General features: G+C 64.3%; 20 protein-coding genes. 10 read left to right on the top strand and 10 right to left on the bottom strand.

Features of this window, described 5'->3' with window-relative positions; genetic code table 11:
* Nucleotides 1–122: 122 nt before the first annotated feature.
* From ACEN8U_RS24115 to ACEN8U_RS24075, 9 genes are all read left to right on the top strand, one after another.
* The gene (locus ACEN8U_RS24115; RefSeq protein ID WP_015002707.1) at nucleotides 123–980 is read left to right on the top strand and encodes an RNA polymerase sigma factor; all 858 of its coding nucleotides are present in this window, start codon (nucleotides 123–125) and stop codon (nucleotides 978–980) included.
* A complete protein-coding gene (locus ACEN8U_RS24110; protein WP_310110474.1) occupies nucleotides 970–2064 on the top strand; it encodes an anti-sigma factor family protein in 1095 nt (364 codons plus the stop codon). The genes ACEN8U_RS24115 and ACEN8U_RS24110 overlap by 11 nt, the downstream gene beginning before the upstream one ends.
* Nucleotides 2065–2255: 191 nt before the next feature.
* Entirely contained in the window at nucleotides 2256–2630 is a 375-nt protein-coding gene (gene rpsF, locus ACEN8U_RS24105; RefSeq protein WP_006048823.1) for a 30S ribosomal protein S6, read from the top strand.
* 62 nt (nucleotides 2631–2692) lie between these two features.
* Nucleotides 2693–2992, top strand: a complete 300-nt coding sequence (gene priB, locus ACEN8U_RS24100) for a primosomal replication protein N (RefSeq protein WP_015002705.1) — start codon at nucleotides 2693–2695, stop codon at nucleotides 2990–2992.
* Between the two features lie 2 nt (nucleotides 2993–2994).
* Nucleotides 2995–3270: a 30S ribosomal protein S18 gene (gene rpsR / locus ACEN8U_RS24095; RefSeq protein WP_013588504.1), complete on the top strand. Its 276-nt coding sequence runs from the start codon at nucleotides 2995–2997 to the stop codon at nucleotides 3268–3270.
* A 27-nt stretch (nucleotides 3271–3297) separates the two neighbouring features.
* Entirely contained in the window at nucleotides 3298–3750 is a 453-nt protein-coding gene (gene rplI / locus ACEN8U_RS24090; RefSeq protein ID WP_013339085.1) for a 50S ribosomal protein L9, read from the top strand.
* Nucleotides 3751–3893: 143 nt separating this feature from the next.
* On the top strand, nucleotides 3894–5279 hold the full coding sequence (locus ACEN8U_RS24085; RefSeq protein WP_013339086.1) for a replicative DNA helicase: 1386 nt from the start codon (nucleotides 3894–3896) through the stop codon (nucleotides 5277–5279).
* A gap of 529 nt (nucleotides 5280–5808) precedes the next feature.
* Complete coding sequence (locus ACEN8U_RS24080) at nucleotides 5809–6435, top strand: DUF47 domain-containing protein (RefSeq protein WP_013588503.1); 627 nt, start codon at nucleotides 5809–5811, stop codon at nucleotides 6433–6435.
* A complete protein-coding gene (locus ACEN8U_RS24075) occupies nucleotides 6435–7445 on the top strand; it encodes an inorganic phosphate transporter (RefSeq protein ID WP_013588502.1) in 1011 nt (336 codons plus the stop codon). The genes ACEN8U_RS24080 and ACEN8U_RS24075 overlap by 1 nt, the downstream gene beginning before the upstream one ends.
* Before the next feature lie 120 nt (nucleotides 7446–7565).
* Here the strand turns inward: ACEN8U_RS24075 and ACEN8U_RS24070 are convergent, their stop codons facing one another.
* A complete protein-coding gene (locus tag ACEN8U_RS24070; RefSeq protein ID WP_013588501.1) occupies nucleotides 7566–8372 on the bottom strand; it encodes an SDR family NAD(P)-dependent oxidoreductase in 807 nt (268 codons plus the stop codon).
* A 290-nt stretch (nucleotides 8373–8662) separates the two neighbouring features.
* On the opposite strand from ACEN8U_RS24070, the gene rfaE1 reads away from it, so the two are divergent.
* On the top strand, nucleotides 8663–9589 hold the full coding sequence (rfaE1, locus tag ACEN8U_RS24065) for a D-glycero-beta-D-manno-heptose-7-phosphate kinase (RefSeq protein ID WP_081588204.1): 927 nt from the start codon (nucleotides 8663–8665) through the stop codon (nucleotides 9587–9589).
* A 70-nt stretch (nucleotides 9590–9659) separates the two neighbouring features.
* On the opposite strand, the gene ACEN8U_RS24060 is transcribed toward rfaE1, so the two are convergent.
* The 9 genes from ACEN8U_RS24060 to ACEN8U_RS24020 all read right to left on the bottom strand — a co-directional run bounded on the left by ACEN8U_RS24060 (nucleotide 9660) and on the right by ACEN8U_RS24020 (nucleotide 19719).
* The gene (locus tag ACEN8U_RS24060) at nucleotides 9660–10958 is read right to left on the bottom strand and encodes an NlpC/P60 family protein (protein ID WP_015002703.1); all 1299 of its coding nucleotides are present in this window, start codon (nucleotides 10956–10958) and stop codon (nucleotides 9660–9662) included.
* 213 nt (nucleotides 10959–11171) lie between these two features.
* Nucleotides 11172–13037: a PhoH family protein gene (locus ACEN8U_RS24055; RefSeq protein ID WP_015002702.1), complete on the bottom strand. Its 1866-nt coding sequence runs from the start codon at nucleotides 13035–13037 to the stop codon at nucleotides 11172–11174.
* 355 nt (nucleotides 13038–13392) lie between these two features.
* Entirely contained in the window at nucleotides 13393–13854 is a 462-nt protein-coding gene (locus ACEN8U_RS24050) for a peroxiredoxin (RefSeq protein WP_041745314.1), read from the bottom strand.
* 188 nt (nucleotides 13855–14042) lie between these two features.
* A complete protein-coding gene (locus ACEN8U_RS24045) occupies nucleotides 14043–14936 on the bottom strand; it encodes a polysaccharide deacetylase family protein (RefSeq protein ID WP_015002700.1) in 894 nt (297 codons plus the stop codon).
* A 10-nt stretch (nucleotides 14937–14946) separates the two neighbouring features.
* Nucleotides 14947–15993 (bottom strand): bifunctional UDP-4-keto-pentose/UDP-xylose synthase, encoded by a 1047-nt coding sequence (locus tag ACEN8U_RS24040; RefSeq protein ID WP_013588495.1) that lies wholly within the window; start codon nucleotides 15991–15993, stop codon nucleotides 14947–14949.
* Nucleotides 15990–16925, bottom strand: a complete 936-nt coding sequence (locus tag ACEN8U_RS24035) for a formyltransferase (RefSeq protein WP_015002699.1) — start codon at nucleotides 16923–16925, stop codon at nucleotides 15990–15992. Before ACEN8U_RS24035 ends, ACEN8U_RS24040 begins: the two co-directional genes overlap by 4 nt.
* A complete protein-coding gene (locus ACEN8U_RS24030) occupies nucleotides 16922–17974 on the bottom strand; it encodes a glycosyltransferase (protein ID WP_015002698.1) in 1053 nt (350 codons plus the stop codon). Before ACEN8U_RS24030 ends, ACEN8U_RS24035 begins: the two co-directional genes overlap by 4 nt.
* 6 nt (nucleotides 17975–17980) lie before the next feature.
* Nucleotides 17981–19141 (bottom strand): DegT/DnrJ/EryC1/StrS family aminotransferase, encoded by a 1161-nt coding sequence (locus ACEN8U_RS24025; RefSeq protein ID WP_015002697.1) that lies wholly within the window; start codon nucleotides 19139–19141, stop codon nucleotides 17981–17983.
* Nucleotides 19142–19347: 206 nt separating this feature from the next.
* Nucleotides 19348–19719 carry an SMR family transporter gene (locus tag ACEN8U_RS24020; RefSeq protein ID WP_015002696.1) on the bottom strand — a complete coding sequence of 124 codons (372 nt, stop codon included), beginning with the start codon at nucleotides 19717–19719 and terminating at the stop codon, nucleotides 19348–19350.
* Nucleotides 19720–19737 lie beyond the last annotated feature (18 nt).

The raw sequence follows: 19737 nt of genomic DNA, 5'->3' as shown, positions 1-19737 counted from the left end.
TGCCGGGCTTTTTTGCAAACGGCGCGCGGCGGCGGGAATAAACTCGGCGCATGGCCGGTTATGCAAGGTGAAGCCTGACGACGAACCACGCTGCATAGCCGCACATGCCCTGGAGGGCCGAGGTGGTCCAGACCGATAGAGACGCCGATTCCGACGCTGCGCGAAGCCGCCGCTTCCAGCAGCTCGCGCTGCCGCATCTCGACGCGGCCTACAACCTCGCGCGCTGGCTGTGCGGCAATCCGAACGATGCCGACGACGTCGTGCAGGAAGCCTTCATGCGCGCGTTCCGCTTTTTCGACACCTTCCGCGGCGATTCGGCGCGGCCGTGGCTGCTCGCGATCGTGCGCCGGACCTGGTACACGGAATGGCGGCGGCGGGCGTCGTCGCATGAAACCGTGGAGTTCGACGACACGATGGACGACGCGACCTTCGACGGCTGGAGCGCGGGCGGCGCCGATCCGCAGGCGCTGCTCATCCGCGACGAGGACACGAAGCGGGTGCACGAGGCGCTTGCGCTGCTGCCTGTCGAGTATCGCGAAGTGCTGATCCTGCGCGAGCTGGAAGAGATGGGCTATCGCGAAATCGCTCAGGTGGCGGATGTGCCGATCGGCACGGTCATGTCGCGGCTCGCTCGCGGGCGACGCAAGCTGGCGGCCTTGCTGACGGACTCCGGCGACGGTCTGGCGGAAGCGGCGCGTGACCCGGCGTCCCGCGGCATGGCTGCGAAGTCCTCGCCTCAATCGGGCGGTGCGGGCGCCGGCTTGCCGGGTGCCGCGTCCATGCCGGCCTCCGGGGCGGCCTCCGGGGCGGCCTCCGGCCCGAGTTCTTCAGACGACGAAAACGGCGCCGCGCAGGCATGCCGTTGCGCTACGCCGACGGCTTCCGTGACGCCGCTGCGGGCCGTCGCCAACGCCCGTTCGTTGACCCACCGCGGCGGTGCAACCGCCGGCAACGCTCAGGAGACGCCAGATGGACTGTAACGAAGCGCGGCCGCTCCTCGATGCGAACGCCGATCACGAATTGCCCGCGCCGGATGCGCGGCGCGTTGAGCAGCATATCGAGCGCTGCGCGGCCTGCCGGCGCGAAAGCGACACGCTTCGGACGATGAGCCGCGCGCTGCGGGCGGCGCCTTATCATCGCGCGCCGGAGTCGTTGCGCTCGCGCATTCTGGCGGGTTTGCCGCAGACCCAAGGCGCGGCGCGGGAGGCGTCGGAGGCAGTGCCGGCGAGCGCGCGGGCGGGCGTCGACGGAGCCGCAGTGCAGGCCGAGGATCCGGCCGCAGCCGTTGCTGCTGCGGCGCAAGCGCCCGGCCGTAACGCACGACCGTCCTCGCATTGGCGGCCGGGCTGGTTTCGCGGCTGGGTCGAGCGGTTGTTCGGCGGCCGCGCGGCGCACGTCGGGCAAGGCGGGCAAGGCGGGCAAGGCGGGCAAGGCGGGCAAGGCGGGCAAGGCGGGCAAGGCGGGCAAGGCGGCCTTGCCGCGCCTTCGGCAGGCGGCGGGGCGGGCGCGCCGCTCGCCTCGGGCTGGTTCGCGCCGCTCGTCGTCGCGCTGTGCGCGGTGGGCGTCGCGCTCACGCTGAATCTGCGGCGGCCGGCGGAGTTCGCGCCATTCGCCGACGAACTCGTGGCGAGCCACGTGCGCGCCCAGGTGTCGGGGCGCGACATCGACGTGATTTCGACGGACCGGCATACCGTCAAACCGTGGTTCAACGGCCGGCTCGACTATTCGCCGCCGGTCGAGGATCTGGCGGCGAGCGGCTTTGCGCTCGAAGGCGGGCGGCTCGACTACCTCGCGCATCGACGGGTCGCCGTGCTGGTTTACCGCTACCGCAAGCACGTGATCGACGTGTACGTGTTCCCGCAGACCGCGGGCAGCGCGGCGAACGGCGCGGACAGCGGCGCGCCGTCGACGTTCGCCCGAGAAGGCTACTCGCTCGCTCACTGGGACGCCGAGGGCATGACCTGGTGGGCGATCACGGACGCCGCGCCCGACGCGCTCAGCGGCTTCGAAGCCGCGCTGAAGGCGCGCCTCGCGGGCGCCAGCGGTCGCACGGAGAACGGCTGAGCCGTCGCGCGGAGCGCTCTTCGGCGGCGGTCCGCGTGCTAAATGATTGAAAACACGCCTGAATCGCCTGCCGGCGTGAGGTAATGCCTTGCAACCCGGCCCCAATCGGGCTACAATCTTCGGCTTCTCACTTGCCGCACCGGTTCGACGCCCGGGTGGCTTCTATCCAAAAGTCAGCACAAGGAGTGTGTATGCGTCATTATGAAATCGTCTTTATCGTGCACCCCGATCAGAGCGAGCAGGTGCCCGCCATGATCGAGCGTTACAAGAGCACGATCACGTCGCACGGTGGTCAGATCCACCGTATCGAAGACTGGGGCCGTCGCCAACTGGCCTACATGATCGAGAAACTCGCGAAGGCTCACTACGTCTGCATGAACATCGAATGCGACCAGACCACGCTCGACGAGCTGGAACACGCGTTCAAGTTCAACGACGCCGTTCTGCGTCACCTCATCGTCAAGATGAAGAAGGCCGAAACCGGCCCGTCGCCGATGATGAAGGAAGTGCAGCGCGAAGAAGCCAAGAAGTCGGCTGCTACGCAACCGTCCGAAGCGCAGGCTTAAGACACATTATTTAAGCTACCAGACCGAAGCGCGCCGCTTTTTGCCAACAGGTACAAGGCTACATGAACCGGCTGCAGCTCACGGCCAGCGTCGTCGAACGCGAACCGGTGCGGTACACACCCGCCGGCGTTCCGATTGCCGGCTGCACGTTGCAGCACCGCACGGAAGTCGTCGAAGCCGGTATTGCCCGGCAAGTCGAACTGACCCTGCAGGCGGTAGCCGCAGGCGAGGCGAGCGGTAAGCTGGAAAGCTGCCCGATGGGCGTGGAAACGCTCTTCACAGGCTTTCTGGCGAAAAAGCACCGCAACGCGAGAACTCTGGTATTTCACATCACAGCATTGCAGGACATTGGAAAGGACTGAACATGCCCCGCCCGACTGGTAAGAAATTCGACAAGCGTCGTCAGCAACAAAATCCGCTCTTCAAGCGCAAGAAGTTCTGCCGTTTCACGGCCGCTGGCGTCGAGTACATCGACTACAAGGACATCGAAACGCTGAAGGACTTCATCGGCGAAAACGGCAAGATCACGCCGGCGCGTCTCACGGGTACGAAGGCGCACTATCAACGCCAGCTGGACACGGCTATCAAGCGCGCGCGTTTCCTCGCGCTGGTGCCGTACACCGACCAGCACAAGGCCTAACCCGACGACGCGATAAGGAGCATCCGAATGCAAATCATTCTTCTGGAAAAAGTCGTCAATCTGGGTAACCTGGGCGACATCGTGAAGGTCAAGGACGGTTACGCACGTAACTTCCTGATCCCGAACAAGCAGGCTCGCCGTGCCACGAAGGAAGCGCTGGCTGAATTCGAAGTCCGCCGCGCCGAACTCGAAAAGATCGCCGCTGAAAAGCTGGCGGCCGCTCAGGCTCAAGGCGAAAAGCTGGCAGGCTCGACGGTTCAGATCGGCCAGAAGGCCGGCGTCGACGGCCGTCTGTTCGGCTCCGTCACGAACGCTGACATCGCTGAAGCACTGGGCAAGCAAGGCTTCGCAGTGGAAAAGGCGCAAGTGCGTCTGCCGGAAGGCCCGCTGAAGATGGTGGGCGACCACCCGGTTCAGGTTTCGCTGCACACCGACGTCGTTGTCGACGTGACGGTGTCGGTGTTGGGCGAGCACGTTTAAGCGGCTGCGTCGAGCATCCGATAATATCGGCCAGGAAGTTGCTGGCTGGAGGCAGGGGCCGGGCAACCGGCCCCTGTTTTTTTGTGTCCGTCAATGGGTTTCCCGCTCGCCCTGGCCGCCCGATTACCCGATAATTCGTTTCCATGAACGCACCGTCCAAAGATCCCCAACTCGAGTCGCTGAAAGTCCCGCCGCATTCGATCGAGGCCGAGCAATCGGTGCTGGGCGGCCTGCTGCTGGACAATGCCGCGTGGGACCGCATCGCCGACTTCCTGTCGCAAAGCGACTTCTATCGCTACGATCACCGCATCATCTTCGAACACATCGGCAAGCTGATCGCGGCCACGCGTCCTGCCGACGTCATCACCGTGTACGAAGCGCTCGGCACCTCGGGCAAAGCGGAAGAGGTGGGCGGCCTGGCGTATCTGAACGCGCTCGCGCAAAACACACCGAGCGCCGCGAATATCCGGCGTTATGCCGAAATCGTGCGCGACCGCGCCGTGCTGCGCCGGCTGGTGTCTGTCGCCGATGAAATTTCCGCGGACGCCTTCAACCCGCAAGGCAAGGAAGTCCGGCAACTGCTGGACGAAGCGGAGTCGAAGGTGTTTTCGATTGCGGAAGACGGCGCGCGCGGCACGCAGGGTTTTCTCGAAATCGGGCCGCTGCTCACGGAAGTGGTGGAGCGGATCGATACGCTTTACCACACAGCCAATCCCAGCGACGTGACGGGTACGCCGACGGGCTTCGTCGATCTCGACCGCATGACTTCGGGCATGCACGGCGGCGAGCTGATTATCGTGGCGGGGCGTCCGTCGATGGGTAAGACAGCGTTCTCGATGAACATCGGCGAATACGTTGCGGTCGAGTATGGGCTGCCGGTCGCGGTGTTTTCCATGGAAATGCCGGGCTCCCAGCTCACCATGCGTATGCTCGGCTCCGTCGGGCGCCTCGATCAACACCGCATGCGAACCGGACGGCTGACCGACGAGGATTGGCCGAAGCTCACGCACGCGGTGCAGAAAATGAGCGAGGCGCAGATTTTCATCGACGAAACCGGCGGTCTCAATCCGATGGAATTGCGCTCGCGCGCGCGGCGGCTCTCGCGCCAGTGCGGCAAGCTCGGGCTCATCATCATCGACTATTTGCAGTTGATGAGCGGCTCGTCGGCGGGCGAAAACCGGGCCACCGAAATTTCGGAAATCTCGCGTTCGCTCAAAGGTCTCGCGAAGGAACTGGACGTGCCGGTCATTGCCTTGTCGCAGCTGAATCGCGGCCTCGAGCAACGTCCGAACAAGCGCCCGATCATGTCGGACCTGCGCGAATCCGGCGCTATCGAGCAGGATGCCGACGTCATTCTCTTTATTTACCGCGACGAAGTGTATAACCCCGACAGCCCGGACAAAGGCACGGCGGAAATTATCATCGGCAAGCAGCGGAATGGTCCGATCGGACCGGTTCGGCTCACGTTCCACGGCCAATATACGAAGTTCGACAACTTCGCCGGCGCGCAGAATTTCTACGGCGAGTGACGCCGGTTTGACGGAACCGGCGTCTCGAGCGGGCTTCGTCCGAGAGACGACATCCTCCAGCTTTGCCTTCGGGCCATGCAAATGCAGTCCGCGCAACTTCAGAACCTTGCCTGAGGTGAGGGCCCATGCGCCAAAGTAACAGCCGCTTTCGCGCGTGGAGTTGAACGAACCGCGCACGCGATTCTAAAAGAGGATCGAGGCGTTCGTGCGGAAAAAGCGTAGCTGAACCGGCCTCTCACGGCAGCGAGCGGCCCTCGTGCCGAACGCGAAAGCCGCGACGATAGGCGCACCGTCCATCGCTCAGCGCCGCCATCTGCGTGTGGGCGGTGTTCGATCAACAACACTGGCCCGCTCGCACGGCCATTTCCGATAGAATCGCGGCTTGTCACAAAGGCGTCACGGTGACGTTGGCCGTCGATCCAGTATGTCGGCAGCTTTCTTGCTGCCGGGTTGCTGCCTGATCGGCGGTCTCGCGAAGATTCCGTAAACGATTGATTTTGCTGCAAACATGCAGCGTATCGGAAACCATATGTTCGGTCGATTCATGCCCACCGAGGGCAAGTTTTTTGATATTTTCAACGCGCACGCACAGTGCATCGTCTCGGCGAGCCGCGAACTCGAGCTGCTGATCGACAATCTGCACGACGCAGAGACCCACAAGCAAAACGTGCAAAAGGCCGAAAAGGCTGCGGACAAGCTCACGCACGAAACCATCGACCTGCTGCACAAGACCTTCATCACGCCGCTCGACCGCGACGAAATCCACAAGCTGATCACCACGATGGACGACATCCTCGATCTGATGGAGGACGTCGCCACGGCCATTTCCCTTTACGACGTCCAGTCGGTGACCTCCGAGGCAAGCCAGCTCGCGCACATCTGCACGGCCACCTGCGAACGCGTGCAGTTTGCCGTCAGCCTGCTGTCCGACATGAAGCAGGCGAGCCAGATCCTCAAGGCCTGCGAGGAAATCGACCGGCTCGAATCCGAAGCAGACCGCGTGCTGCGCGCGGCCATGTCCAAGCTGTTTCGCGAGGAGGACAATGTCAAGACCCTCATCAAGCTGAAAGCGATTTACGAATTGCTCGAAACGATCACGGACAAGTGTGAAGACGTAGCGAACATCATCGAAGGCATCGTGCTGGAAAACGCATAATGCAATCGATACAACTTGCTATCTGGGTGGTCGCGGGTCTCGTCGCCGTCGCGCTGATTTTCGACTTCATGAACGGCTTTCACGACGCGGCCAACTCGATCGCGACGGTGGTGTCGACGGGCGTGCTGAAGCCGCAGCAGGCCGTGGCGTTCGCGGCGGCGTTCAACGTGATCGCGTATTTCGTGTTTCACCTGAAGGTGGCCGCGACAGTGGGCAAGGGCACGATCGACCCCGGAATTGTCGACCACTACGTGATTTTCGGCGCGCTGGTGGGCGCGATCGGCTGGAATGTCATCACGTGGCATTACGGCATTCCGTCGAGTTCGTCGCACGCGCTGATCGGCGGGCTGGTCGGCTCGGCGCTCGCCAAGTCGGGCTGGGGCTCACTCAATTTCGACGGGCTGATGAAGACGGTCACCTTCATTTTTGTCTCGCCGCTGCTCGGTTTCGTGCTCGGCTCGTTTTTCATGCTCGCCGTGTCGTGGATCTATTTCCGCACGCCGCCGAGCAAGGTGGACCGGCGCTTCAGGCGCCTGCAGCTGCTGTCCGCCGGTCTGTACAGTCTGGGCCACGGCGGCAACGACGCGCAGAAAACCATCGGCATTATCTGGATGCTGCTGATCGCAACGGGCTATGCGTCGTCGATCGCTGACGCGCCGCCGCTGTGGGTTATTGGTGGCTGCTATCTGTCGATGGGGGTCGGAACTTTGTTCGGCGGCTGGCGAATCGTCCGCACCATGGGCCAGAAAATCACCAAGCTGAAGCCGGTCGGCGGTTTTTGTGCGGAATCGGGCGGAGCGATCACGCTTTTCACCGCTTCCTGGCTCGGCATCCCCGTGTCGACCACCCATACGATCACCGGTGCGATCGTCGGCGTCGGCGCGACGCAGAAGCTGAGCGCTGTTCGCTGGGGCGTGGCGGGAAACATCGTGTGGGCCTGGATTCTGACGATCCCGGCGTCTGCGGCGCTCGCCGCTGCCGCCTGGTGGCTGGGCCACCGTTTCCTGTAGTTTGCTGTAGGTCTCGCGGGTTTTACTTAGGCACCGCATGCCGGGCGGACGGAAGGATCACCGTCCGCGGCGCCGACGCAACGCCCGTGCCCGCGCCGGGGCGTCAAGCCGGCCAGCGCGCTAGATCAAGGGCGCGCTCCCGCCATCCATCGGGATGATCGCGCCCGTCACATAGCTCGCGCGGCGGCTCGCCAGAAACAGCGCGACATTCGCAATTTCCTCCGGATCGGCGTAACGCCCGAGCGGCACCTTGGCCTGCCCGCGCGCCAGCGCCTCTGCACGCTCGATGCCTTGCTGCGCGGCCTCGAGCCCGACCGCTTCTTCGACGCGCTCGGTCAGCGTCGCGCCCGGATTGATCGCGTTGATCCGGATGCCGTAACGCGCGTAGTAGTGCGCAAGCCCGACTGTGGCGAGCATCAGCGCGGCATTTGCGGCGCCGCCGGCAATATGGATATCGCTCGCCACCTTGCCGCCCATGCCGATGATATTCACGATCGTGCCCGGCTCGCCGCCGTCACCTCGTTTGGCGCGCTCGGCCATGCGGCGCAGCACTTCCTGCTGCGGGTAGATGTACGGGAAATACTTGGCTTCCATCGTGGCGCGAAAGGCGTCGGCATCGAGCGTTTCAGGATCGTAGCGGCGCGCGGCGCCGGCGCTGTTGACGAGCACGTCGATCGGACCCACCGCTGAACTGACTTCCTCCACGATGTCGGCGGCGCTGTGCGGCTCATGCAGGTCGGCGCGCGTGCGATGCACGTGCAGACCCTCCTGCTTCAGCTGTTCGTAAGCACGCGCGAGGTTTGCCGGATCGCGCGAGACGATCGCAACCTTTGCCCCTTCCAGCGCGAAAGCCCGGGCGCACGCAAAGCCAATGCCCTTGCTGCCGCCCGTGATCAGCACCACTTTTTCTTTCAGCCCGAGATCCATTGTCGTCACCCGCTTCGGAAGAATACCGGTGACGATAGCAGATCGGCGGCGCCCGCGTCATGAACGAGCCGCGCTTCCACGGATCATCCGTAGACACGTCAATCGGACGAATCCGATTGGTTGCCGATCGTTGCGTCAGAACGTCAACCGGCGTTCGGGGCGCCATCTCATTTGTGACAATGTGTGCGCTTTTCGCTGTCAGATTTATCAGTATGACGAAGTAATTTTTCGACGCGGTCGTCGCGGATATTTCTGTATCGCCAACACCCCTTTTCTGAAGGAGTCGCAAATTGAGTCTGGACTGCTCATCGGCGTCGGTCATCGTTGCAGGTGACGTGATGCTGGATCGCTACTGGTTTGGAGACAGCACGCGCATTTCGCCCGAGGCGCCGGTGCCTGTGGTTCGCGTCCAGCGTACCGGGGATGTGGCGGGCGGCGCGGCCAATGTGGCCATCAACGCGGTGAACCTGGGCGCGCACGTTTCGCTGCTGTCGGTAGTCGGCGACGATCAGGACGGCCGCGCCTTGCAGGCATTGCTCGAGTCGCGCAACGTTCGCTGCACGTTTTTGCGCGATGCGGCGCTGCAGACCACCGTCAAGCTGCGAGTCATTTCGCGCAACCAGCAGATCGTGCGCGCCGATTTCGAACAGCGGCCGAACCACGAGTTGCTGTTTCCGCTCGTCGCCCAATTCCGCGAGAAGTTGAAAGCCTGCAAGACCGTGGTGTTTTCGGATTACGGCAAGGGCGGCCTCGCGCATCTGCGGCTGATGATGTCCGACGCAACTTCGGCCGGGGCGACCATTCTGGTCGATCCCAAAGGACCGGACTACTCGATCTATCGCGGCGCAACCGTGGTGACGCCGAACCGCGACGAATTTGCGCAGGCGGCTGGCAAGTGGACCGGCGAGGCCGACTTCGAGCGCCGGGCGTTCGGGCTGCGCGACAGGTTCGAACTGGCCGCCTTGCTCGTCACGCGCTCTGAGGAGGGCATGAGCCTTTTTGTCGAACATCGGCATATCCGCATTGCCGCGCAGGCGCGCGAAGTCTACGACGTGTCCGGGGCCGGCGACACTGTGATCGCCACCATGGCGTCGGCGCTGGCGGCGGGCCACGACGTCGAAAGCGCCGCGCGGTTTGCCAACGTGGCGGCCGGTATCGTGGTCGGGAAAATCGGCACGGCGCCCATCACGCTGGATGAGCTCAACCAGCGCGTCTGAACGGCTCGACTGCGACGGCAAGATGCCGCTTACTAGCGCGTCGAGGCGTACCGGCCGTTTCAACGCGTGGCTAGAAGTTGCCGTTGGCGAAGCGGGCGATCGGGTCGTCGTTGGTCTGGGAGGGGGCGGGCATGCCTCGCGAGGCCGTCGAGGCGCGCATGATCTGCACGGCGCCGTCGTCGGCTCGGGCCGCGTCCGCCTGCTGATTCGGCTGCGCCTGCTGTGTCTGTTGCGCTTGTTGCGCAAGCCGTGCCTGGCGGGCGGCGACGGAAGCGGGAGGCGGCGGCTCGAAAGCATCGGCGGCTGCGTCGATCGGGTCGGGCGAGGCGGCGCCTGCTGCTTGCGGGGCGACGCGCGCTGTCGAAGCGGGTTGTGGCGCAGCGGAAGCGCCACTGTCATAGGAATTCGACCGGGCGGCGACCATCGGCGTCGGCGAAACGGCGCCCGCTGTGCGCGCCTGTAGCTGCGCCGCGCTCATGCCAGGTGGCGGCGGTTCGAAGGGATCAGCTTGCGGCGCCCGCGCCACGGGCGTGGCGGCGAGAGTTGAATCGCTGCTCGCCGCCGCCGCCGCCGCCGCCGCCGCCGACGACGACGACGACGACGACGACGACGACGACGCGCGTGGCTCCGTCGCTGCCGCAACCCGGCTCGGATTTTGTGACGGCAACGGATTCGCGGCATAGCCCGAAGCCGTCCTGCCCGTGCCCGCGGATGCACCCGGCGACGCCGCTTGAGCGCCGCCGTACGCTGCGGCCGCGAGTCCCGTGGCGTGCTCCGGCTGCGGCGCCGCCGCCTGATAGCTGGGCGCGTCGAACGGCGCGGGCTTCGCGGCCGGCCCCGCCACGCGACGGATGCCGTCGAAGCGCTTCGCCCAGTACGGGTTGGTCAGATAGTCGAGCCGCACGGTGCCGCCCGTCGACGGCGCATTGACAAAGCGCAGCTTGCCCACGTAGATGCCCACGTGCGAATGCGGCCGGCCCGTCGTATTGAAAAAGATCAGATCGCCGGGCGCGATTTCGTCCGGTTCGACCGATTCGCCGCGCCCGCTCATATCGGCGGTCGTGCGCGGGAGGTTCACCGACGCCGCCCGCGCCACCACGTAGCGAACGAGGCCGCTGCAATCGAAGCCGCTGTCGGGCGTGTTGCCGCCCCAGCGGTAGGGCACGCCGACGAGGCTCATCGCCTGAATGGAGATTTCCTCGCGGCCAATGCTGTGGTCCACGAAGTTGGGAAAGCCCGGAGGCGGCGCCCGATACGCGCCGTTTGCCACGACGACGCCGCTTCCCGAGCCGCGCGAGGACTTCTGCGGCGCGCCGGCACAGGCGGCGAGCAGCAGGACGGTCAGCAGCGAAAAGGCGAGTCGACGCATGAAGGGACAGCGGTAAACGCTCGTTTAAAGGCGGACGATGTCCGGATGGTAGCCGGTGAAACGCGCAAGCGGCAAGAATTCTTGACAAATTACTTGAAGTTCGTGCGCTAAGTGTTGCCGCCGAAAGACGCCGCGGGCATAAAAAAGCCGCGCCCCGACAACTCGGGGCGCGGCTCGAAGTCCGGCCGGCCATGACAGCCAATGACTTGATTCTTAAAGGATTTCCGATGCGTAGTCCGCGAGGCGCGAACGCTCGCCACGCGCGAGCGTCACATGCCCGCTGTGCGCCCAGCCTTTGAAGCGATCCACCACGTACGTCAGACCGGAACTGCCTTCTGTCAGATAAGGCGTGTCGATCTGCGCGATATTGCCGAGACAGATGATCTTCGTGCCCGGGCCCGCGCGTGTGACCAGCGTCTTCATCTGCTTGGGCGTCAGGTTTTGCGCCTCGTCGATGATCAGATACTTGTCCACGAACGTACGGCCGCGCATGAAGTTCATGCTCTTGATCTTCAGACGCGAGCGGATCAGTTCCTGGGTCGCGGCGCGGCCCCATTCGCCGGCAGCGTCGTCGGTTTTTTGCAGGACCTCGAGGTTGTCGTCGAATGCACCCATCCACGGCTGCATTTTTTCCTCTTCCGTGCCGGGCAGAAAGCCGATGTCTTCGCCGACCGGCACCGTCGCGCGCGTCACGATGATCTCGTTATAGCGCTTGTCGTCGAGCACCTGCGCGAGCCCGGCCGCGAGCGCCACCAGCGTTTTGCCCGTACCGGCCTGGCCGAGCAGCGTCACGAAGTCGATCTCCGGATTCATCAACAGATTCAGCGCGAAATTCTGCTCGCGGTTGCGCGCGGTGATGCCCCACACGTTGTTCTTGTGGTGGCCGTAGTCGCGTAGCGTCTGCAGGAGCGCCGTCTTGCCGTTCAGCTCGCGCACCAGCGCGTGAAACGCCGGCTCGCCGTTCTGCGGCTCCAGATACACGAATTCGTTGACGAGCATGGACGGACACAGCGGGCCGGTCACACGGTAATACGTGGTGCCGGTTTTGGTGTCCTGCCAGCTCTCCATGCCCTTCGCGTGCCGCGTCCAGAAGTCCTGCGGCAACGCCCGGATGCCCGAGTACAGCAGGTCGCTGTCTTCGAGCACCTGGTCGTTGAAGTAGTCCTCAGCGGGCAGGCCTAGCGCATGCGCCTTGATGCGCATGTTGATGTCTTTCGACACCAGCACGACCTGGCGATCGGAACGGTCGCGCTGCAATGCGCGCACCACGCCGAGAATCTGATTGTCGGCTTTGCCTTCCGGCAGGCCTTCCACCGGCTCGATCGCGGTCAGCTTCGTCTGGAAGTAGAGACGCCCCGACGCCTCGCGGCTGCCGAGACGCGCGAGGGAAATGCCGTCCGAGATATTGCCTGCGTTCGCCACCAGCGCGTCGAGCGTGCGGCTCACCTGGCGGGCGTTGCGCGCGACCTCCGACATGCCTTTCTTGTGGTTGTCGAGTTCTTCCAACGTCATCATGGGCAGATAGACGTCGTGTTCCTCGAAACGGAACAGGCAGCTCGGATCGTGCATCAGCACGTTCGTATCGAGCACAAAGAGCTTCTGCATCTCGACCGGCTGCGCGGCCGTGCCGCGCTTTTTGCTCGTGCCGCGCGCAGTGGGCGCGGCGGCGGCCGTGTCGGCCGGGGGCGTTTTCGTGCCCGGCTTGCGCGCGACGACCGGCTGCGATTCGGCAACGGGCTCGGCTTGCGGCCGGGCGGCGGGCACCGGCTGCAGCAGCGCAGCGGTTTGCCTCGTCTTGCGCGCGGAGCCCGACGCGCCGCGTGCCTGAGCGGCCGCGCCACCGGCGGCGGACGCGGTGGCGGAAGCCGACGATGCCGGCACCGGTCGCAAGGTGGTCGCGGCATTGGCGGCATGCGCCATGGGCGTGGCGACGTTCGCGCGGCCGTAGTCGGCCGGCTCCGCGGATTCTCCGTCGGCCTGTTTCTTCGCGGCGGAGCGCGCCGGCGTGGCGGCCTTGGCCTTGTATTCGTCAGGGGGCAGGAGATTGCCGAGCTTGCTCGGGGGGGTAGGCAAAGGCATGGTTTCCCTCGGAATAATCGGGTCACATATCGTGCGCCGCCTGTCGCATTCTGCCGGTGCCGATGTTGCGCACGCAGTTTGCGCCCGGAGGCGCGCATTCGGTCTAGAGATGCCGGTTCGCCTGGTCTTCGATCGGCTCCTTAGCGGAAGGCGCGAGCCGAGTGAACGAACGGCTGCGCGCAATTAAAAAAGCCGCCGCCCCGTCGTACGGGGCAAGCGGCTCGCCTACGGTGTTCGTGTTGCGCCTGACGATTTCGACGGACCGGATACCACGACCGACACGACCGTCAGGTCTTGCGCAGCGACGAAAAATTTGGGGTGGACAGGCACTCATTGCAACCCAATATAACGCGCCTCAAAGCGCTTGTACAGCCTCCAGAATTTCGTCGACATGCCCCGGCACCTTGACGCCTCGCCATTCTGCGCGCAGCACGCCGTCGGCGTCGATGAGGAATGTGGAGCGTTCGATCCCCCGTACTTCTTTGCCATACATTTTCTTCATTTTGATGACGCCGAAGAGGGCGCACAGTTTTTCTTCCGGATCCGAAATCAGCGGAAAGGGCAATTCGAGCTTTGCCTTGAAGTTGTCATGCGAGCGCAGGCTGTCGCGCGACACGCCGACAATCTCCGCGCCGGCTTTCCTGAACTTCGGATACAGATCGCGGAACTGCAGGCCTTCGGTCGTGCAGCCCGGCGTGTTGTCCTTCGGATAAAAATACAGCACCACCTTCTTACCCCGCAGGTTGGACAGCGTGATCTCGCCTCCGGTAGCGGGAGCGGTGAAGTCGGGGATGGGTTGGTCGACTGCGATGGGCACGAGGTTCTCCGGTTGTTATGGTCGGCGCCGCCGTCTGAATCCGTCGCGGCGGCGCGGGCCTGGCATCGAGACTTTTTGGGGAGGGGCTGCCGGTGCGCGCACGGGCTCGCGTGGCGGCTGGGTCGTCAGGGCGGCTTGCCGGACAGCAAGCCAATGGCCGGCGTCGACCCGGCATGCCGGCCGGCGCGTCAGGGTTGGACGATCAGCTCGCCGGAGCGCCCTGGAATTTCGCCCCACGTAACAGGGTACGATGGCAGCGCGCTGCGGTCCAGCGCCGCGTAATAGTCGCCCATGGTCGCGAACGTGTGGCCCTGCGCGCGCCAGCCTTGCAGCAACTGTTCGAAGATGGGCGCGAGCTTCTGCCCCTCGAGTTCCGCGTGCAGCGTGAACACCTGATCGTGCGGATTGTTCGCCGTGTGCCTGAGCATGAACGCCGCCACGTTGTGTTCGTCCACACCGTTCACGCCGAGCACTTCGTCGAGCGTGGGGAGCGTCGTCGGCATCTGCACGTGCGCAAGCGTCCTGCCCTCGACGACCGGCCGATACGGCGAATGACCGCGGCCGTCGGACGCGTAGTGCATGCCCCAGGCGTCGATCTGCTCGAACGCGTGGCCGTTCATCTGCCAGCCCGCCGCACCGTGCGTGACGGGCGGCGCGCCGAAAATCTCGACGAAACGGGCATAGCTTTTCTGCATTTGCGCGGCGGTCCACGCGCGGTCTTTCGAGCGCACGTTGTCCTGCCAGTACACATGGTCCCACGTATGGATGCCGCACTCGAAACCGGCCTCGTGGATCGCGCGCATTTCCGCGGACGCCTTCGCGCCGATGTCGGGCCCCGGCAGCAGCACGCCGTACATCAGTTGCCTGATCCCGTAGTGTTCGACCACCGAGGTGCGCGACACCTTCTTGAGGAAGCCCGGCCGCAGCACGCGGCGCATGGCCCAGCCGGTGTGGTCGGGCCCGAGGCTGAAGAGGAAGGTGGCGCGCGCCTTGAAGCGGTCGAAGATGCGCGCGAGATTCGGCACGCCTTCGCGGGTGCCGCGCAGCGTGTCGACGTCGATCTTCAGGACGATACGGGCCAAGGATCAGCCCTTATTGCTGTTCGACGAGCGCGCGCGCTTCCGCGACGTGGCCGCGATACGCTTCGAAGATCTTGCGCAGCGCTTCGTCGAAGGTCGACTTCGGCGCCCAGCCGAGTTCCTGCATGGTGTTGTCGATCTTCGGCACGCGGTTTTGCACGTCCTGATAGCCCGTGCCGTAGTACGCGCCGGAGGACGTCTCGACGAGCTGCACCTTCTTCGCGCTGTCTGCGTATTCGGGGAATTCCGCGGCGAGCGCGAGCATCTTGTGCGCCAGTTCGCGCACCGAGAAGTTGTTCGTCGGATTGCCGATGTTGTAAATCTTGCCCGTTGCGACGCCGTTCTTGTTCTCGATGATCTTCATCAGCGCGCCGATGCCGTCGTCGATGTCCGTGAACGCGCGCTTTTGCGCGCCGCCGTCGACGAGGCTGATGTTCTCGCCGCGCACGATATGGCCGAGGAATTGCGTGACCACGCGCGAGCTGCCTTCCTTCGGCGTGTAGATGGAGTCGAGGCCCGGGCCGATCCAGTTGAACGGACGGAACAGCGTGAAGTTCAGGCCTTCCATGCCGTAGCCCCAGATCACGCGGTCCATCAGCTGCTTCGAGCACGCGTAGATCCAGCGCGGCTTGTTGATCGGGCCGTACGACAGCTGCGATTCTTCCGGATCGAACTGCTCGTCCGTGCACATGCCGTAGACCTCGGAAGTCGACGGAAACACGAGGTGCTTGCCGTACTTCACGGCCGAACGCACGATCGGCAGGTTCGCCTCGAAGTCGAGCTCGAACACGCGCAGCGGCTGCTTGACGTAGGTGGCCGGCGTGGCGATCGCGACCAGCGGCAGGATCACATCGCACTTCCTGATGTGATATTCGACCCACTCCTTGTTGATCGTGATGTCGCCTTCGAAGAAGTGCATCCGCTCGTGGTTGACGAGATCGCCCAGACGTTCCGTCTGCATGTCCATCCCGAAGACTTCCCAGTCGGTCGTTTCGAGAATGCGTTTGGACAGGTGATGGCCGATGAAGCCGTTCACACCCAGGATCAGGACTTTCTTCATAAATGTCGGGGAGTTTGGAGGAACTGGGCGAATTCGGCCGGCGTGACGACGGTTTCGCTGCCGTCGTGCTGATGCCGCAATTCGTGGATCGCGATTGCGCGGCCGTCGCCGCATATCGCAAAAACGGCATTATCGCTTACGTGCAGGCCCGGCGGCAAATCCGAGCGAAGCGCACCCGGTGTCGCGAGGCGCGCGCGCGCCACCACGAAACGCCGCCCGCCGATGTCGGTAAACGCGCCGGGGTACGGCGGCGCGACTGCGCGAATGAGGTTATAGACCTGTTGCGCCGGCTGCGTCCAGTCGATGCGGCCGTCTTCGGGCTTGCGCCCGCCGTAATAGCTGCCGTGCGACAGATCGTTCGGCAGATGCGGCGCCTCGCCGGCCAGCAGCGCGGGCAGCACGCGCCAGAGCGTCTGCTCGGCGGCCACCGTGACCTTGTCGAACACTTGCGCGGCGGTGTCGTCGGGCAGGATCGGCACCGGCGTTTGCGCGATGATCGCGCCCGCGTCGGGCTTCGCGGCCATTTCATGCAAGGTGGCGCCGGTTTCGGTTTCGCCGTGCAGCACCGCCCAGTTGGTCGGCACGCGGCCGCGGTACTTCGGCAGCAGCGAGCCGTGCATGTTGTAGGCGCCGCGCGCGGCGAGCGCGAGCAGGTCGACCGGCAACATGTGGCGGTAGTAGAACGAAAAGATGAAGTCCGGGCGCGCCGCGCTGACGGCCGCGCGCAATTCCGGGCTTGCCGGGTTGGCGGGCGTCACGACGGGAATGCCGTGCTCGGCCGCGACGCTCGCGACGCTCCCGAACCAGATATTCTCGGTCGGACTGTCTTCGTGCGTGACGACGAGCGCCACGTCCATGCCGCGCGCGAGCAGCACCTGCAGGCAGCGCACGCCGACATTGTGATAGGCGAATACGACGGCACGCGGTTTCATCGGCTGGGTCCTTCGTCGCGCTGATCGGCAACCGGCGCGGGCTGCACCGGCTGCACGACGCTCTGGCGCGGCACGTCCGCCACGGCGGTGCCGTTGCGCTCTTCCAGGATGGTCTGCACCAGATAGCGCGGACGCGCGCGCACCTGCTGATAGATCCGGCCGATATATTCCCCGAGCAGCCCGAGCGCGAAAATGATCACGCCGAGCAGGAAGAACGTAATGGCGAAGAGGGTGAACACACCCTGAACTTCCGCCCCGATGATGAAGCGCCGAATCAGCAGCAGCACGAAGAGCGCCGCCGAACCGAGCGACAGGATCACGCCGATGAACGACAGCCACTGCAGCGGCACGACCGAAAAGCCCGTCACGAGGTCGAAATTCAGGCGGATCAGCGAATAGAGCGAGTACTTCGATTCGCCGGCAAAACGCTCTTCGTGAGCGACCTCGATCTCGACCGGATTCTGCGCGAACGTGTAGGCGAGCGCTGGAATGAAAGTGTTGATTTCGCCGCAGCGGTTGATCGTGTCGATGATGTGCCGGCTGTACGCGCGCAGCATGCAGCCCTGGTCGGTCATCTTGATGCGGGTGATGCGCTCGCGCAGCCGGTTCATCGCGCGCGACGCCTTGCGGCGCCACAGACTGTCCTGGCGTTGCAGGCGGATGGTGCCGACGTAGTCGAAGCCTTCGCGCATCTTGTTGACCAGCTTGCCGATCTCTTCGGGCGGATTCTGCAGGTCGGCGTCGAGCGTAATGACGATTTCGCCGCGCGACTGCTCGAAGCCCGCGAGAATCGCCATGTGCTGCCCATAGTTGCCGTTCAGCAGAATCACGCGCGTCGTGTCGGGGCGCGCGCGGAACTGCTCGGCGAGCAGCGCGGCGGACTTGTCGCGGCTGCCGTCGTTGATGAAGATCACTTCATAAGACGTGCCGAGCGCGTCGAGCGCCGGGTAAAGACGCGCGAAAAGCGCTGCCAGTCCGGCTTCCTCGTTGTACACCGGAATGATGATCGACACTTCCGGCGTGACGGCGCGTTGTTCCGTATAAATCATTTCCGGTTATTTTCCGTATTGTTCGCAAATTTCATTGACCGCACGGCATACGCGCGCAACGTCGCCTTCGTTCATCAGCGTGAAGAGCGGCAGCGTGACGTTGGTGGCGCCGAAACGCTCCGCATGCGGGAACATGCCTTCCGTAAAGCCGCGCGCGCGATACAGCGAGAACAGATGGATGGCCGGGTAGTGCACGCCGGAGCCGATGCCGCGTTCCTTCAGTTGCCCCATGAAACCCGCGCGGTCGATGGAAAGCTTCTCGAGCGGCAACGTGATCTGGAACATGTGCCAGTTGCTGTTTTCGAAGTCGGCGAACGGCAGGCCGACGCCCAGTTTCACCGCCGCGCCGCCCTCGAGGCCCGCGAAGTACGCGCGCGCGAGCTTGCGGCGTTGCGCGAGAAAGCGTTCCAGATGCGGCAGCTGGCCAAGGCCGACGCGCGCGGCGACGTCCGTCAGGTTGTACTTGCCGCCGAGCACGTCGCAGTCCATGCCGTCGAAACCCGTGCGCGTGATGCCTTGCAGCCGGTATTTCTGCGCGAGCACGGCCTCGTCCTCGTTGTTGAGCACGAGTGCGCCGCCTTCGATCGACGTGAGGTTCTTGTTCGCGTGGAAGCTGAACGACACCATGTCGCCGATCGCGCCGATGCGCTTGCCGTTCCACGTCGAGCCGAAAGCCTGGGCGGCGTCTTCCACCACGCGCAGCTTGTGCGCGCGGGCGATCGCGTAGAGGCGGTCCATGTCCACCGGCAGGCCGGACAGATAAACCGGGATCAGCGCCTTGGTGCGCGGCGTGATCGCCTGCTCGAGCTTGTCGAGGTCGATGTTGCGCGTGACGGGGTCGATGTCCGCGAACACCGGCGTCGCGCCCACTTCGTAGATCACGTTGCTCGTCGCGACCCATGAGGCGGGTGTGGTAATGACCTCGTCGCCTGGACCGACGCCCGCAATGCGCAGACCGATTTCGAGCGTCGCCGTGCCGGAATTGAACGTGCGCACCGGACGGCCGCCGCAGAATTCGGAGAGCGCCGCCTCGAACTTCTGGTTTTGCGGGCCGGTGGTGATCCAGCCGGAGCGCAGCACGTCGGCTACGCCCTGAATCGTTTCTTCATCGATTTCCGGTTTCACGAACGGCAGGAACGGCAGAGGCGGAACGGTTGACTGGGTCATGAATGCTTCGCTCGATCGAAAGAGCCGGGTTCGGAGGCACAGTCGGCACAGCTTGCGCGCCATTCCGCACCACGGCTAAAAAAGGGTGCAACCGCGGAGCATACCGCGATCAACCTTACGTTTTGCTTAGCCGGCGGTTCGCGCCGGCTTACGTTGTCTTGCGTTGTCTTGTGTTGTCTTGCCGCGGCGCAGCGGCCGCGAAATGCCTAGCTGCGCGCGAGTATCACCACGCCCACCAGAATCACGCCGATGCCGACGAGCTTGTGCAGCGACAGCACTTCGCCGAACAGATACCACGCGGCGAACGCGTTGACGATATAGCCGAGCGACAGCATCGGATACGCAATCGACACGTCCACGCGCGACAGCCCGACGATCCACACCGCGACGCTGATCACATAACAGGTCAACCCGCCGATGATCGGCGGTTGCGTCGCAAGACGAAAGGCGATCGGCAGGATGTTCGCACGGGTGAATTCGAAGTGTCCAACGGCATTCGTTCCGGCTTTGAGCAACAGCTGCGCGCCGGCGTTCAACGAGACGCCGGCGAGAATGCAAAAAAGGGAAATCGGGTTCATCGGGTGTTCAGATCCTGA

It is taken from the genome of Paraburkholderia phenoliruptrix (assembly GCF_047325075.1).
In the GTDB taxonomy this organism is placed as follows: Bacteria; Pseudomonadota; Gammaproteobacteria; order Burkholderiales; family Burkholderiaceae; genus Paraburkholderia; species Paraburkholderia phenoliruptrix.
The sequence above is the reverse complement of the archived record's forward strand: the minus strand, read 5'-3'. Positions and strand labels throughout refer to the sequence as shown.